The 15246-nt window shown below is 49.5% G+C and carries 14 protein-coding genes and 1 riboswitch; all 14 genes read right to left on the reverse strand.

The window, feature by feature from the left end:
* Nucleotides 1-215: 215 nt before the first annotated feature.
* Entirely contained in the window at nucleotides 216-1277 is a 1062-nt protein-coding gene (locus tag ABXS75_15835) for a sulfate/molybdate ABC transporter ATP-binding protein (protein ID XCP84508.1), read from the reverse strand.
* Nucleotides 1278-1285: 8 nt separating this feature from the next.
* Nucleotides 1286-1990 carry a molybdate ABC transporter permease subunit gene (gene modB / locus ABXS75_15840; GenBank protein XCP84509.1) on the reverse strand — a complete coding sequence of 235 codons (705 nt, stop codon included), beginning with the start codon at nucleotides 1988-1990 and terminating at the stop codon, nucleotides 1286-1288.
* Between the two features lie 96 nt (nucleotides 1991-2086).
* The gene (modA, locus tag ABXS75_15845) at nucleotides 2087-2983 is read right to left on the reverse strand and encodes a molybdate ABC transporter substrate-binding protein (GenBank protein XCP84510.1); all 897 of its coding nucleotides are present in this window, start codon (nucleotides 2981-2983) and stop codon (nucleotides 2087-2089) included.
* 283 nt (nucleotides 2984-3266) lie between these two features.
* A complete protein-coding gene (locus ABXS75_15850; protein ID XCP84511.1) occupies nucleotides 3267-4226 on the reverse strand; it encodes a molybdopterin-binding protein in 960 nt (319 codons plus the stop codon).
* Nucleotides 4227-4231: 5 nt separating this feature from the next.
* Nucleotides 4232-5209, reverse strand: coding sequence for a GTP 3',8-cyclase MoaA (gene moaA / locus ABXS75_15855; protein XCP87177.1), 978 nt, complete (start codon nucleotides 5207-5209; stop codon nucleotides 4232-4234).
* A gap of 26 nt (nucleotides 5210-5235) precedes the next feature.
* Nucleotides 5236-6261, reverse strand: coding sequence for a molybdopterin-binding protein (locus tag ABXS75_15860; GenBank protein ID XCP84512.1), 1026 nt, complete (start codon nucleotides 6259-6261; stop codon nucleotides 5236-5238).
* Nucleotides 6258-6797 carry a molybdopterin-guanine dinucleotide biosynthesis protein B gene (gene mobB, locus ABXS75_15865; protein ID XCP84513.1) on the reverse strand — a complete coding sequence of 180 codons (540 nt, stop codon included), beginning with the start codon at nucleotides 6795-6797 and terminating at the stop codon, nucleotides 6258-6260. The genes ABXS75_15860 and mobB overlap by 4 nt, the downstream gene beginning before the upstream one ends.
* The gene (gene glp, locus ABXS75_15870; protein ID XCP84514.1) at nucleotides 6779-7987 is read right to left on the reverse strand and encodes a gephyrin-like molybdotransferase Glp; all 1209 of its coding nucleotides are present in this window, start codon (nucleotides 7985-7987) and stop codon (nucleotides 6779-6781) included. The genes mobB and glp overlap by 19 nt, the downstream gene beginning before the upstream one ends.
* A 23-nt stretch (nucleotides 7988-8010) precedes the next feature.
* A complete protein-coding gene (locus ABXS75_15875) occupies nucleotides 8011-8607 on the reverse strand; it encodes a molybdenum cofactor guanylyltransferase (GenBank protein ID XCP84515.1) in 597 nt (198 codons plus the stop codon).
* A gap of 182 nt (nucleotides 8608-8789) precedes the next feature.
* A riboswitch (molybdenum cofactor riboswitch) is annotated at nucleotides 8790-8952 on the reverse strand.
* Between the two features lie 94 nt (nucleotides 8953-9046).
* Nucleotides 9047-10333 carry a glycoside hydrolase family 3 protein gene (locus ABXS75_15880; GenBank protein ID XCP84516.1) on the reverse strand — a complete coding sequence of 429 codons (1287 nt, stop codon included), beginning with the start codon at nucleotides 10331-10333 and terminating at the stop codon, nucleotides 9047-9049.
* The gene (locus ABXS75_15885; protein XCP84517.1) at nucleotides 10326-11465 is read right to left on the reverse strand and encodes a zinc-ribbon domain-containing protein; all 1140 of its coding nucleotides are present in this window, start codon (nucleotides 11463-11465) and stop codon (nucleotides 10326-10328) included. The genes ABXS75_15880 and ABXS75_15885 overlap by 8 nt, the downstream gene beginning before the upstream one ends.
* Nucleotides 11466-11486: 21 nt before the next feature.
* A complete protein-coding gene (locus tag ABXS75_15890) occupies nucleotides 11487-13187 on the reverse strand; it encodes a hypothetical protein (GenBank protein ID XCP84518.1) in 1701 nt (566 codons plus the stop codon).
* Nucleotides 13180-14700, reverse strand: coding sequence for an AAA family ATPase (locus tag ABXS75_15895; protein XCP84519.1), 1521 nt, complete (start codon nucleotides 14698-14700; stop codon nucleotides 13180-13182). The genes ABXS75_15890 and ABXS75_15895 overlap by 8 nt, the downstream gene beginning before the upstream one ends.
* Nucleotides 14685-15236: a hypothetical protein gene (locus ABXS75_15900; GenBank protein ID XCP84520.1), complete on the reverse strand. Its 552-nt coding sequence runs from the start codon at nucleotides 15234-15236 to the stop codon at nucleotides 14685-14687. The genes ABXS75_15895 and ABXS75_15900 overlap by 16 nt, the downstream gene beginning before the upstream one ends.
* Nucleotides 15237-15246: the final 10 nt, after the last annotated feature.

Here is a 15246-nt window from a genome sequence, read left to right on the forward strand (position 1 = left end):
CTAACACATATTATAGCCTATTATCTGCAACATTTCAACTATTATTCTCGAAAGAAGTCGATTCCCATCTATTCCCTGATCACTGTCAAACTTACTACCAACAGTCACTTCATGCTACACAAAAATTATACTTATTTCTTAATTCCACACATTATATATCTCAAAATTTCTATACTTATCTGCATAAAACACTTCATGGAATAACATAGGTTTCTCTATCCCAATAACAACAAATCGACATTTTTAAGATAGATTTTATCCGGCAATTTGTTGCCTTGTGCGCCCCACTCTTTTTTTGAAATTTTCCAATCGATTCTCTCTTTCGCTTCCTGAGAAGGCCAAAAGGAAATATTATACTCAAACATATCCTCCGTAATAACCGGATCTATGACCTGAAAAACAAGTTCTTCATTCTCCTGTGTTTTTACTATTTCAAACTCGTGCGCGCGAATTCCAACTGCACGGATTTCCCCTTTCAAGGTATTTTTGACTGGAAGGGTCATTCCCCAATTCTCTACTTGGACCATTCCTCCACCTATCACCTGTACCGCTGCAATATTTTTGCAACCGGTCAGTCTCGCTGTCTCCACATTTCCCGGATTCAGGAACACCTCTTTCGTCGGCCCTTGTCCGACCAGTCGACCTGCTTCAAGGATCAGCACCTCATCACTCATTCGATAGATCTCATCACGGCTGTGAGACACCAGGATTACCGTCCCCGGATAACCTTTAAGCATTTCCATCAGTTCTCGCTGCATTTTGTCCCGCAAATGCACATCCAAAGCGGAAAACGGCTCATCGAGTAATATCATTTCCGGTTCATACGCCATAATGCGCGCCAATGCAACTCTCTGCTGCTGACCGCCTGAGAGCTGTCCGGGAAAATGTTTTTCCAGACCTCTTAACTGAAACTTATCGATCATCTCAGCGACACGCTCCTGCTGCTTCGCCTTGTTGCCCGTAAGCCCCGCCGCAATATTCTGTGCCACCGTCATCGTGGGAAACAATGCATAATTTTGAAAAAGATACCCCACCCGTCTCTTCTGCGGCCTTAAGTTCAAACGTTCTTTGCTGTCGAACAGAACCCGTCCGCCGATGCAGATCCTTCCCGAATCCGGTTCTTCAATCCCAGCGATGCTCTTTAAAGTCAGGCTTTTTCCACACCCGGATGCACCCAGGATTCCCAGCCGCTTCGCATGGCTTGTAAACGCAATATTCAGTTGAAATCGTCCCAAATTTTTCTGTATGCTGACAGAAATTCCATTTTTCTCCGCCATCGTTTCTCCTACCACCGCCTCATCGTTTTCCCGGAGGTTCCCAGAATCAGATTCATAAGCACTACGATTCCAAACGCGATGACAATGACAATGGCGACCCAGACTCCTGCTGTCAGGTAGTCCCCGTCCTGTATCACCATTGCGATCTTCTGCGAGATTGTGCCTGTTTTCCCCGGAATATTTCCCGCCAGCATGGAAGTCGCTCCATACTCGCCCATCGCCCTGGCAAACGCCAGGATCGTTCCGGAAACCACGCCCGGCCTGGCCGTCGGGAGGACCACCTTCCAGAAAATGTCTCTCTCCTTCATTCCCAGCGTCCGCGCCGCATAGACGAGATTCGGGTCTATTTGCTCAAAAGCCGCTCTTGCGTTCCGGTACATCAGCGGAAAGGCGATCACCGTGGCGGCGATCACACACCCTGCCCAGGACTGAACGATCTTAATATCAAAGGTATCATACAGATACATTCCCACCGGACGCCTGGTGCTGAATAAAAGAAGCAGAAAGAATCCGGCCACGGTGGGCGGAAGCACCATCGGAAGCGTCAGAAACCCGTCAAGAAACGCCTTCCCCTTTGGTCCGGCCTTTATCGCCTCTCTGGCCGCAAAAATCCCCAGAAAGAAAGCGATAAAAGTCGCCACAACTCCAGTTTTCAGTGAGATTACAAGCGGGCTCCAATCCAAATTTTCCAAAATTCTCTCGATTTCCTGCATCTCAAATTCCCTCTATGTTCGCATAAATCTCTATATTCGCATATCAATTATACTTGTATCAACCTTCTATGTTTGCATCAACTCTCTGTGCTCACACTAATCCTCTACATTCGTGTCAAAATAATACTGCTCAAATACCTCTTTCGCCTCATCAGACAGAATGTAATTCATGAACTCCTCCGCCGCTTTTTTCTGCGCATCATCTGCCTCCTTATTATTTACCAGGCAGACCGGATAAATCACGTTTCCTGTCAGATCATAGCTTACCGTTTCCAGGATCTTCACCTTATCCTCAAACCCGTAGGTATCGGAATAATAGGTCGTACCCACCTCGCAGGCGCCCTCGGTCACGGCGATCAGCACCTTGCTCACATTATCCTGCTCGCTGATTTCTATTCCTCCCAGAGCCTCAGAAATCTGCTGCGTCGTGATAGTGGAAACATCTTCCACTTTCTCCAGAGTCCCCAGATTCACCAGTGCCTGACGGGTGTATTTGCCGACCGGAACGCTGCCGCCTGCAAGGGCAATGCTTTCGGCCTCACTTAAATTCGCAAGTCCCGTTACTTTGGTCTTGCTATCGTTAAGCGTAAGAACCACAACCTGATTATTCACCACATTGTGCCGTGAGCCGTCCACTACAAATCCGTCTTCCTCAAGCTGATTCATCTGTTTTTGAGCAGCAGAGAAGAACATATCACACTCATAACCCTCCTCGATCTGCGTCAAAAGAGTTCCGGAACTGTCCGCATTATAGGTAATCTTCACCTCCGGGTGATCCTTCTGAAAACGCTCTGCCAGATCCGTCATCACCGTATTTAAACTGGCTGCGATAAATACCTGAATCTCTGTTTCCTCCGGCGTCTCTTCGTTCTGGCTCTCAGTGGATTCTTCCTTCTCCTGTTTTTCTCCTTCTGTCTCTTTCTTGCTTCCGCATGCAACGAGGCTTGCCATCATACATAACGCGAGCAAAACCGTAAGTATTCTTTTTTTCATATTATATTGGCCTCCATTTTTATTTAAGCGCCGTCTTATGACGGCACACAAAGTAAGGAAAGAGTTACTCCCTTTCATACTTTCACACTATTTTTTCTTTTGTTTCCATCTATATCAAAGACAGTCGGCCGCCCTGTCATGATACCTCTATTCGTAAAAATATATGTATAAGCGCACATTCTTTGCGCGGTCAGGCTGCGCAGCAGCGCCTTCCTTCCCACGAACCGCGCATTGTCGCGCGAAACGCACTTCATTTTCTAAAAAATTTCAAAATCTACTTTGACTACTTTGTCATAGGACGGGCGCATTCCCCTTCCGTCCCCCGCAGAATTCCAAGTCCATGTCCCAGCTCCGGGAGAATGAATTCCAATGCTTCCCGCACTGCCTTCGGGCTTCCCGGGAGATTCACGATCAGGGTATTTCCCCGGATTCCCGACTCGCCCCGGCTTAACATCGCACGTTTCGTAATGGTCATGGAATACCCTCTGATCGCCTCGGCAATTCCCCTTGCCATGCGGTCGCAGACTGCGATGGTCGCCTCCGGAGTAATATCACGGCTGGAAAATCCGGTTCCTCCTGTCGTCAGGATCAGGTTCACCTGCCTCTGATCCGCAAGACGCATAAGCTGTCTCTTTAAGCCTGCCACCTCATCCGGAAGAAGCAGAGCCTCCTTCACCTGGTAGCCCGCATCGCTTAGCATTTCCTGAATTAGAGGGCCGCTCTTATCCTCCCGCTCTCCTGCAAATCCTTTATCACTTAACGTAATAACTGCCGCCGTGAACGGCCTGTCCTTGTCCGGTAAGAGTAACTCCACCTCATCGCCCTTTGCAATATGACCGCCCGTCACCACCTGGGTAAATACACCTTCCCTCGGCATGATACAGTCGCCCATTTTCTTATAAATCTCACAATGGCTATGGCATTCCTTTCCAATCTGCGTCAGCTCCAACACCACTTCCCCAATCCGGAAGCGGCAGCCCACCGGAAGCGTGCGGAGGTCAAAACCTTCTATAATGATATTTTCTCCAAATGCTCCGAAATCCACCTCGGCTCCGCGGCTTCGGAAATCTTCAATCTTCTCGTAAGATAAAAGACTGACCTGTCTGTGCCATTTTCCACCGTGCGCATCTCCTACGATTCCCCAATCCACCTGAATATCCGCCTCAGGCACTTCACTTTTCTGCGTTCCTCTTTTTACGCTGATACAGATTGCTTTGATCACGCCAAATTTCTTCTCTTCCATTTCTCCTAACCTCCAATTTTTGCCATTTCCCGTGTTTCCGTCACCGTCTCCCATTTGTCAAACGAGTGGCTGGCCGGCTTGCTTAAAATCGCCTCACGGATCAGCGACCGCACCTCTTCCAAATTTCCCGCTCTCAAACTCTCCTTCAAGGAAATACTGTCCGCATAACACAGACAGGGTTTCAGCTGTCCTGTAGAAGTCAGGCGGATTCGATTGCACTGATCGCAGAATTTCCCGTGAATCGCGCTGATAAATCCAATGCTTCCCTGAAATCCCGGAATCTTATAATAAACAGCCGGGCCATTTCCATGCACCGCCGTCTCCGGCTGCATTTCCCCATATTTGCAGCGCAGATCCTTAAGCAACCTGGTGTTGGAAATAGGCTGAAACTCTTTTCCATGCCCGACCGGCATCATCTCTATGAAACGCACGTCAAGCCGGCGGTCTCTCGCCATCTCTACCAAAGAATAGAGTTCCTGGATTTCTCCCTTCTCCTCATGCATCTGGTGCGGGACCACATTGATCTTGACCGGAACCGCATGCGCTTCCATTGCTTCTATCCCTTTCAGAACCTCGCCAAGTTCCGGCCTCCCCGTGATCCGCTCGTAGCGCGCCGGATCCAGCGTATCCAGACTTACATTTACCGCGTCCAGACCGTTTGCTGCCAATTCCCCGGCATACTTTTCAAGAAGGACGCCGTTGGTGGTAAGCGTCACCTGCTCCACCTGCGGTATACCTTTCAACATTTTGATCAGATCCGGACAGCCCTTTCTCACAAGCGGCTCCCCGCCCGTCACTTTAATTTTGCGGATCCCCATGTCCGCCGCCAGGAGGCAGACCGTTTCAATCTCCTCCAGCGTCAGGATCTCCTCCATCGGAATCCAGGTAACTCCCTCCGGCATACAATATTTGCAGCGCAGGTTACACCTGTCCGTAATGGAGACCCGCATATAGTCAATGACTCTTCCGTAATTATCTTTCATCTCTAATTCCATACCTTTACTTTTTTCTACATCGTTTTTCCAAATCCACAATTCGGGAAAGTGCACACCGGACAGGACAGGCAAAGTCCGCCCTCGCCCATTCGGTCCAGATCCTCTTTTACCAGGATCTCTCCTGTCAGAACCCGCGGTAATACCAGGTCAAATATGGTCCGTTTCGCGTACATCACGCAGCCCGGAAGACCCATGACCGGCACCTTTCCTTCGTAGTACGCCAGCATGAACATGGCTCCCGGAAGCACCGGCGCGCCGTAGGTCACGACCGCAGCTCCTGTGCTGCGGATCGCAAGCGGCGTCTTATCGTCCGGATCCACACTCATTCCACCCGTACAGATGACCATATCCACGCCGGAAGCAATCATTTCCTGAATCGTCTGCGTGATCTTCGCGTTGTCATCTCCCGGATAGGCGTGTTTCGTCATTTTCACGCCATACTCTGCCAGTTTTTCCTCAATTACCGGGGTAAATGTGTCCTGAATCCGCTCTTTCAGCACTTCATTTCCGGTAGTTACCACCCCCGCTGTGCAATATTTGTAAGGGCGAATGTTGAAGATCGGCGCATCTTTTCCTATTTCCCGCGCTTCCTCCATTTTTTCCTTCTCGATAACAAGCGGAATGATTCTGGTGCCGGCAATCTTATCTCCTGCTTTGATCGGAAAATTGCCGTGTCTGGACGCGATCATCATCTGTCCCATGCTATTGACCGCGCGCAGCTTTTCCCTGTCTATCTTGAGAATGCCGTCTATGTCGGCGATCAGCTCGATCTTTCCTTCCTTGACCGGAGAGCCGTGCATATGGTCCCCTTTGCAGATCTCATACAATATCTCTGCCGCCTCATTTTCATGCATCATGCTCTCATCATTTTCCCAGATATAGATGTTCTCCTTCCCCACACTCAAAAGAACCGGAATATCTTCCTCGGTGATTACATGGCCTTTGCGGAAAACGGCGTCTTTCGTCACGCCCCGAATGATCTGGGTAATATCGTGGCACAGAACCTGTCCCACCGCATCTTCTGTTCTTATCAATTTCACAATGATTCCCTCCTGCTTATAATTTCCTCTATCATCTCTTCCAGATGTTCAAAATCTACAATCTTTTCCTGCCCGATTTCCCACTGCCTGATTTCCTCCCCGGAGCAGTCCGTCACGATCAGAAATCTGCCCTCAGGATTAGAAACCGGTTTTTGGGAAATGGCTCTTCTCACCACCTCGATTTTCGGGTAAGCACTATTTTTTAATCCCTCCAGAAAGATCAGGTCTGCCTCGGGAAACTGCCGGATCAGCTCCGTCTCCAAAGCTCCTTCCACTTCCTTATGAAGAAAAATTCTATTCTTCGAAAATACTGCCGTTCCGTAAGCTCCCGCCCTGTGCAGGCGGTCACTGTCTGTTCCCGGCACATCACAGCTAAAATCGTGCCCGTCATGCTTGACCACAGCGACCTTCACGCCTCTTTTGGTCAGTTTCCCGATCAGCCGCGCAAGAAGTGTGGTCTTTCCGGAATTTTTGACTCCGCAGACGGCTACTACCTGTGGGATCTTCCCCTTGTTCTCTATAACAGTATGACGCATACCGTCTCCCCTTCCTTCACCTGCTCATTTCCGGCCGGAACCTCAACCAGGCAGTTACAGCCGCACATGGAACTCAGAATTCCGGAGCTGTTAGCCCGGCTATCCACCATGCTGACTTCCCCGTCCTCGTAATAAGCGCGGATATATCTGGTCACAAAGCTTTTCTTTAAGAAACTGCTTTTTGTCACGGCCTTAGTGCGCCTTAGTTCCAGGTCTCTTCTTCCCGACATCTTCGCCAAAAGCGGGCGAACCAGAAGCTCCAGATTGACCGCTGCTCCGTATGGATTTCCGGAAAGACAGATCAGAAGTTTTCCCTGATAAACGGCACAAAGTGTCGGCATTCCCGGTTTGATCGAGATTCCCCAGAACAGCCTCTCGCAGCCTAACAGATCTAGAACATCATGCATGATATCCTTTTTCCCCACGGACACGCCGCCGGTACTGATGATGATATCCGCCTTTTTCGCCGCCTCCTTCACCTGCTCTGCCACAAGATGCGCATCATCTCCTGCTCTTGTCCGGAGGGCAAGCGGGATACGCCAGTTGATGAGACGGGAACCTAACGTATATAAGTTGGAATCGTAGATCTGCCCTTCTCCAAGGGGCCCTCCGGGAAGAATGATCTCATCTCCTGTTGTAATGAGTGCGGCTAAAGGACTCCGGTACACCCGGACCGTCTCCTTTCCCAGGCTTGCGATCGTTCCCACTTCCGCCGCGCCGAGCAGCGTATCTGCGGGAAGCAGGAGCGCTCCTTTCTTATAATCTTCCCCTTCCAGACAGTAATTCTGTCCGGCCAGGATCTCCTCGTACACCTCTACCGTCTCTTCCCCGTAGTTGGTATCTTCCTGACCTACGATACAATCCGCTCCGGCCGGAATAGGCGCCCCCGTCATGATCCGAACCGCCATGTTCTCTCCTACGACCTTCTTCGTTACATGCCCCGCCGTCACTTCATCGATCACGGTAAGCACGGCCGGCCGTTCCCTGGAAGCTCCTTTTATATCTGCTCCCCTCACGGCATAGCCATCCAGGGGCGATCTGGGAAAGGGGGGCTGGTTTCTTACAGCCGTCACATCCTCTGCCAGAATCCTCCCCACCGCATCCCACAAAGGAATCTCTTCGGTCTCCGTAATTCTTCTGGTCCGGCAAAGTAAACGTCCCATTGCTTCCTCTAATGTCAGTCTGTCCATTCCTTCACTTCTCCTTTATCCTCCTAAAGTCCTGTAAGCTGCTCATATTCTTCTACTGTATTTATATTGCGCAGCATATTCCGATACTTCTCCTCCCGGGTCAAATCCACATATAACACGTCCACTGCGTGAAATGCGTCTCGTATCCGATAGTTCTTCTCCATGATCTGCTCTTTCAGCCGTTCTTTGATCTTTATTCTGTAAATCGCTGCCAGCGGGTGCATTCTTCCTTCAACCACCGGAACCACCGCTATGTACGTAATTCCGCTCCGTTTTTCCTCTTCGGCAAGCCGCCCGCTCAAATACTGAAAAAGCTCTGTCCCGATAAGCGGCATATCGCAGGCCGCCACCATGACCGCCTCGCTTTGACACCTGGTAAGGCATGTATAGATTCCCCCGATCGGTCCCAGGCCGGGATAAATATCCGTGATCACACTGCAGCCCTCATACGTCTTCCCGGGTACCTCCCCGTAGGAAAGCCAGATATGCGCAGCATTTTGCCGAAACTGCTGCACGATTCTTCCCGTAAAGGTCTGGTCCCGGTACAGCAGATCTCCTTTATGTTTTCCTCCCATTCTGGTGCTCTTTCCGCCCGCCAGAATCAGTCCGTCCATCGTCATATATACTCCATTTCCTATGAAATAAAAAAAGCAGAAAGACACAAAGTCTCCCTGCTGCTTTTTACACGCAAATTAGTGCCAGGACATAAACCGCCTCTGGACATCTCGGTAACTTTGTGCTCTTTTTTTCAATCAAAGTACGTCTCTTTCCACTTTGTACTTCGTCCTGTACGCATCACAAAGCAAACGCTTCATCATCTACCATACAAGATAGGAAGGCCTGGGCGTTTCCATCCAAACCCCGGGGACTTGCAGAGCATATATCCTCCACGCATCCCGGCTAAGTCTCATATCTTCCGGTCTCCCGGAAAACTTAGACACTTTCGCTCAAAGAACAACTTCATTTTTCAATTTACTATACATATCATACAATCTGATTCGCAAAATGTCAACACCCTGCGCCATCAATATCCCTGCCATTTTTCCTCAGCAAGACTTCTTATTCATTCTCAAGCCCTTTTTTTACCTTCCAGATCCGGCACACCGACTCAGTAAGCCTCTCTTCTGTCAGTTCTCCGCTTTTCACCGCATCTAAGATACCCTGGTAAGCAGCCTTAAAATCCTCTGGCATGAGTATCATATCCACGCCAGCTTTGACGGCTTCCACAGCCGCCTGCCCGGACGAATACTGCTGTGTGATCGCTCCCATGTTCATGGCATCGGTGATCACCATGCCTTCAAATCCCATTTCCTCGCGAAGAATCTGCTGAAGCAGCATGGGCGAAAGTGTCGCAGGCCTGGTATCCCCCGTAATATTCGGACAGGAGATATGCCCTGCCATGATCACCTGTACGCCTGCATCAATGCCGTCCCTGAACGGCACCATTTCCCGCTCCCTAAGCTCCTCGATCGTGGTCTCAATATATCCATATCCTTCATGCGTATCCGCCGTAGTGCCCCCATGTCCTGGAAAATGCTTGTATGTGCCTACGATTCCCTGGCTCTTAAGTCCCTCGAACTGGGCAAGCGCCATAGCTGATACCAGTTCCGGGTCTGCTCCGAAGGACCGATACCGCACAACTTGATTCTGTGGATTTATAAGAACATCCGCATCCGGCGCAAAATCCATATTGAACCCGTACTCCTTCAGATATGCTCCGATCTGTTCACCGATCTCTCTGACCTTCTGCGGGTCACCCCCTTTTGCAACCTCACTCATATAGGGAAACTCAGGCACATCAAATCCCTGCGTACCGCTGATTCTGGTCACCTGTCCGCCTTCCTCATCAATGGCAAGCAGCATCGGAACACCGATTCTCTCCCTCGTATAAGACTGCACATTTGACAGCATTTCCTCCACCTGCTCCGGTGATTGCAGATTCTGGCGGAAATAAATAATCCCTCCTACCGGGTAGTCGTCCACCGCCTGACGGGTTACATCTCCCGCCGCGACGGCTACGCCCACGCCGGTAAGCTGTTCCGGAGTCACCATAAAAATCTGCGCCGTTTTTTCCTCTAAGGTCAGAGCCTCCACCTCTTCTTTTAGAAGCTCTTCCGGCGTTTTTTCCGGAGTCTTCACCTCATCTGGCGCTTCCTCCTGCCCATCTGACTGAACATTCTCTTTCTGTTCTTTCTTCCCTGCTTCTTCCTCAGAATCCTTCGCCTGCCTTTCTTTTAAGCCCATTCCTACTGCACAGATTCCGGCCATCACAACGCAGACTATAAAAACCAATATGACAATACCTTTTTTCTTTTTACTTCTTTGTCTTTTCTTTCTCTTATTCATATTCCACTATATATCCGACTTTTCCTGCAAGAAGATCCGGATAATCTATTGCCAGGCTTCCCGAAGAATCATTGAGATACCAGGTTCCGGATACACAAAACAGGTTCATGTACGCTTCCTCAATGTTGCGTCCCGCTCCTCCGGAGCCGGTATCCACAAAACTTGGCTCATTTTTAAACCAGTATCCACCGGCAGTCCAGGAATCCACCGCATTCAGACATTCTCCCATAAAAGCGCCTTCGTTATCCACCCAATAATAGTCGACTCCCTGCGGTCCACGTTTACCCCCAAGGTAGAAATGAATCTTACCATAATTCTGCAGTATACCTATAATATGACTGTACTCCTCGGCCGAATTGATGCGAACCAGATATCCGCCCCGGTTTTTGCAGTCTGCATAAGCCTGTTCCCAGGTGCAGTCTGAGACCACTACCTCATAGCTATGGATTGAAAGCTCACGCGCTGCCTTTTCCTGGGCCTCCCGCTCCGCCCGTTCTTTTTCCTCCTGCTCTTTTCTGAGCCGTTCTTCTTCTTTCTTCGCCTTCTCCTGCTCCACTTTCTCCTGCTCCGCTTTCTCCCTTGCGGCTTTCTCTTCCTCACTCTCTTCATAGACCGCCTTGCCGATTCCGTTTCCTTCGGCATTCTCCGCAGAAGAGGCCTGTTGCTTCCCACCGGTCTCCTTCCTATCTCCCAGGAACAGCCAGGCTCCAAAGATCAGCGCTGCCACCAGAACAAGTGCTGCCACTGCTGTCAGAATTTTCTTAGCCCCTTTTCCGGAAGCTTTCCCTGTATCCGGTTCCTTTTGTTCTACACCTGTATTGCCTGAATCCCCCGTTTCTCCGGCTGCATCCCTCCGATTGTTTTCTGCGTTCTTCTCTCCTTCCGTCATCTTAGCGGCTCTCCTAAGCGGATTTCCACAACCGGTACAGAACTTTGCCTCGATCGGCATTTTCTTTCCGCATTTCGTGCAGAACTGGCTGCCTCTGCTCTGCTCCGGTATACGAATCTTCTTGAACTTCTTCTGCCCTGCATTTCCTGCCGTCTTCTGAGCAAACCACGCCTGACACTCCTCACACATCGTTTCACCTGCGCCACACGGTTTCCCGCAGCGCATACATGTATTCTCTCCCATCTTCTCTCACCTCACAAGCCTTTACAACTTATCCATCTCCTCACTAATCCGTTCCTGGTAGACATCATATTCACTGTAGATCTGCCGCATCTTTTCGTACTCGACAAATACTTTATCCATCAAATCTGTCTTTCCTTTTACGTTCAACAGACAATCCTTTTCAATCTGCTTCTTCTGCTTCGCACCGGAAACCAGAACGTAAATTCCCACGGCTGCACCGACCACAGTTCCTGCCAAAAGCGTCAGCACTCCTAAATACAGTGCACCCCCTGCTGCTGCCACTCCAAGCGCAAAAGCCACATAAGCCGGCCAAGCCTTGATCGCTGCCAGTCTTTCCTCCTTTTGTGCCTGATAGAAGGCTTCAATCTTCGCATGCTCTGCCGATTGATTATTAAAATCTGCCGTCGTGCGGTATTCTCCCAGCGTGACAGGGTGCTGATGTACCTCCATCTGCCGATAATCCTGCGCGTATTGTTCTACTGCTTTTTTCTGAAGAGTTCCGGTAAGTGTAAACATATTTTTTCTTACCTGCCCGTTCACCTCTGCGTTTCCCGGCGCATATACCCACTGCACCATCTCCCTGATCAGGTTCAGTTCCTTCTCTCTGCGCTCCTGCTCCGCCGCATACAGTTTCCTTGCGCGTTCCACATCACCGTCACACCGGATCACCATCTCATTATATTCGATTTCATCATACACTTCCCGCTCGACACTGTTCGGTCTTTCAATCTCCTCGTCGATGAACTTGCTAAGATATTCATTTCGTTCCAGTTCACTTACATTTCCTACATCAAGAATGAATTGCAGAATCTGCATATTATTCTGAGCAAGACTGACCATTTCGGCAATCCGCCCGTAATCGTCACAGCATTTTTTCAGCAGGTTCAGTTCCAGGACATCCCCCTGTTTCATCGCAGTCAGATACCCCTGAATCTGCCCTACGACCTGCTCTTCACTGAAGCCCTCTGCCTGCGCATTCAGCGCGATCACACGATTGATAAAGCCGTAGATTTCATACTTGGTATAATCGTCTACCTGCTCGTCCATGGTTTTGCTAAGAAGTGAAAAGAGCATCAAAAATGTACGTTCATCACTCCCCTTCAGATCGCATTCCTGATATATGGTGAACCATTTCAGCGCTGCATCCTCCCTGCCTGACCGGATATTAAAAAGCATATAGAAAATCGAGCTTTCCTTTTTATCCAGTTCAATTGCCTTTGCCATCGCCCGGTCGGCAAGCGGGCGGTCATCATTTTTCCATGCCATTACACTAATCAACACGCAGGTCAGCCAGTAATCCGGCGTCATCAGATGCTGCTTTTCCACGGATTTATAAATAATCTCATCTGAGACCATCTGCACATCCATATTATCCATGATTCCCTGGACCAGCTTGCGCACGGTACGGTAATTTCCAAAATCATAGTATTTCTTATTGTTACATTCCCGAATCTTCTTATTGGCAAGCTCCATATTCTTGAACCGGACATACAACCGGTCAATCTCGCCCTGAATCTCATATGCCTGAATGATCCGCTCATGTGAGTTCACCAGTCTATGTGAACTGTCCGCCAAAGTCCCGGTGACGTGATTGCGAAATCCGGCAAGCTCACTGTCTGCTCTCGAGACTCCGTTCGCCAATTCATATAGCTGGCTTTTCAGTTCTCTATTTATCCTTTCCTGCCTGCTAAGCTCCGCACGCAGAGAACTAATATCACTCATGACCTTCTCCTCCCTCGTTTTCTTCTATCGATGCAGACACCGCGCGCTTTGCTCCCCATCTGCGCAAGGCTTCCACCGCCTCAGGGTTCGTCCTCTCAAACGGTATCACTCTTTGGAACAATTCGCGGATCTGCTCCTCTCCCACTCCATCTGTGCCATACAGAAGTACCTTCTGGGCAGCCTCTTTGATCACGTACTCAATGTCTGCAAAAGAAAATCCCTCTGTCATCTGTACCAGTTCTTCCAGGAACTCTGTCCCGAAATGACAGCGCAGACTCCTCATACCGTATTGGCAGATTGCCTGCCGCCTCTCATTTTCTTTCGGCAGATCAACAAAGAACATTTCAGAAAAACGACCTTTTCTAAAAAGCTCTGGCGGTAATTTCCCAATATCATTGGCCGTCGCTACCAGGAACACCCGGCTTTCCGACTCCTGAAGCCAGAACAGAAACTGTCCGAGCACCCGTTTCCCCGTATCATTACCGGCATTCGATATGGATAGTGCTTTCTCGATCTCATCGATCCACACAACACAGGGAGCCACATTGTCAATGAACCTAAGCGCCTCCCGCATTCTCCGCTCGCTCTCTCCTACCCATTTATCGTACACGCTTCCAATATCAAACCGAAAAAGCGGTAATTCCCACTCCCTGGCCGTCATTTTAGCCGAATAGGATTTCCCGCACCCCGGTACTCCGGCAAGCAGAATGCCTTTTGGCGGCGTAAGATCATATTTTCTCAGGACTTCGTCCGGCACAAAAAAGAGTTTTTTCTTTTCCCGCAGCCAGTCCTTTAATCGGTCAAGTCCCGAGACTTCCAAATCCTCCCTGACCCTGACCTCCTGAATACACGGAACAGCAGCATACATTCTGCTTTTCAGCCGCGTAAGCTCATAAAGCTGCTCTCTTCCCAGCCCACCATGCTCTACCATCACCGAAGACAGGATATTTTCAATCTGAAGCTCCGTAAAACCCCTTAATAATGCCGATGCCCGGGAAATCTCATCCTCCGCCCATTCAATCGGAAAACGGCCGCCAAATCTAGTCTTAAATCTCTGGATCTGCGCCTCTCTTTCTCCGGCATCCGGCAGATCCAAAGAAATCTTAAGTCCAAATGCGGCAACCCTCTGCCACACCATATCCGGTGTAATGATGATCAAGGTACACGCCTGTTCTATCGCAAGATAGAGCAGGTTTACGATTTCTCTGGCAAACATACTTTCCTCACTGATCTTGCGCACATCACCCAGTACAAATGTTACGCCGCGTTTCCTGCGAAACTGATCCGCCACGAACGGAAGAGGATCAAAATCCACATCTCTCGTCACATTGCTGCCCAGATGATAGACCTGCCGGGTATCCGTATAACAGGCAATCTCGATCTTCATCTCCCGACCGGCCTCGGCCAAAAGCCGCTCAGCCCGCTCCCGTTCTTTCGTATCCAGGATAATCAAAGGAATTCTGGCAAATATGTAATTTTCAATCTCATTTTTGGTCTCTATGTAATTTCCCATCGTCTTTGCGGTATCGTATCCTTTCCCTGCGGCATCCGGGCTTTCCCGCAGTCCTCGCCGACATTTTGTCTTTGCATTCTTTTCAGAAAATAGTATAATTCTTCCACATCGCCCTGCAGTGTCTCCTCGCCCAGTCTCCTGAATTCTTTTGCCTCATGCTCCCAAAAAAGTAATATCTGCCTGCTAAGTTCCTGATCCAGCCTTTCCACAAACTCGCTTTCCAGGAACCGTATGTGGCGGTAAAAGTAGCAATGCTCCATCTCTCGTTTTAACCGAATGCACAAAAAGGGAATACTGTCGATCTCACCTGCTTCCAGCGCCTCTTTTCTGGCACGGTCATACCTTTTTACACTCCGCCTTAACATCACATCGACCGTCTCCGTCACATGCGTCTGGAATCTATCTGGCAGATAGGCTTCGGCCATGATTTTCCCCTGCTCCAGATATAGAAGCTCCTCCTGAAATACAGGCTGCTTCTGCATTCTTTTCAACAGATCCAGCCATTCCTGATAAGTGCCTGGTATCCTGCTTTGCATAGATACACCC

Origin of the sequence: Roseburia hominis (genome assembly GCA_040702975.1) — a bacterium.
Classification (GTDB): domain Bacteria; phylum Bacillota; class Clostridia; order Lachnospirales; family Lachnospiraceae; genus Allocoprococcus; species Allocoprococcus hominis_A.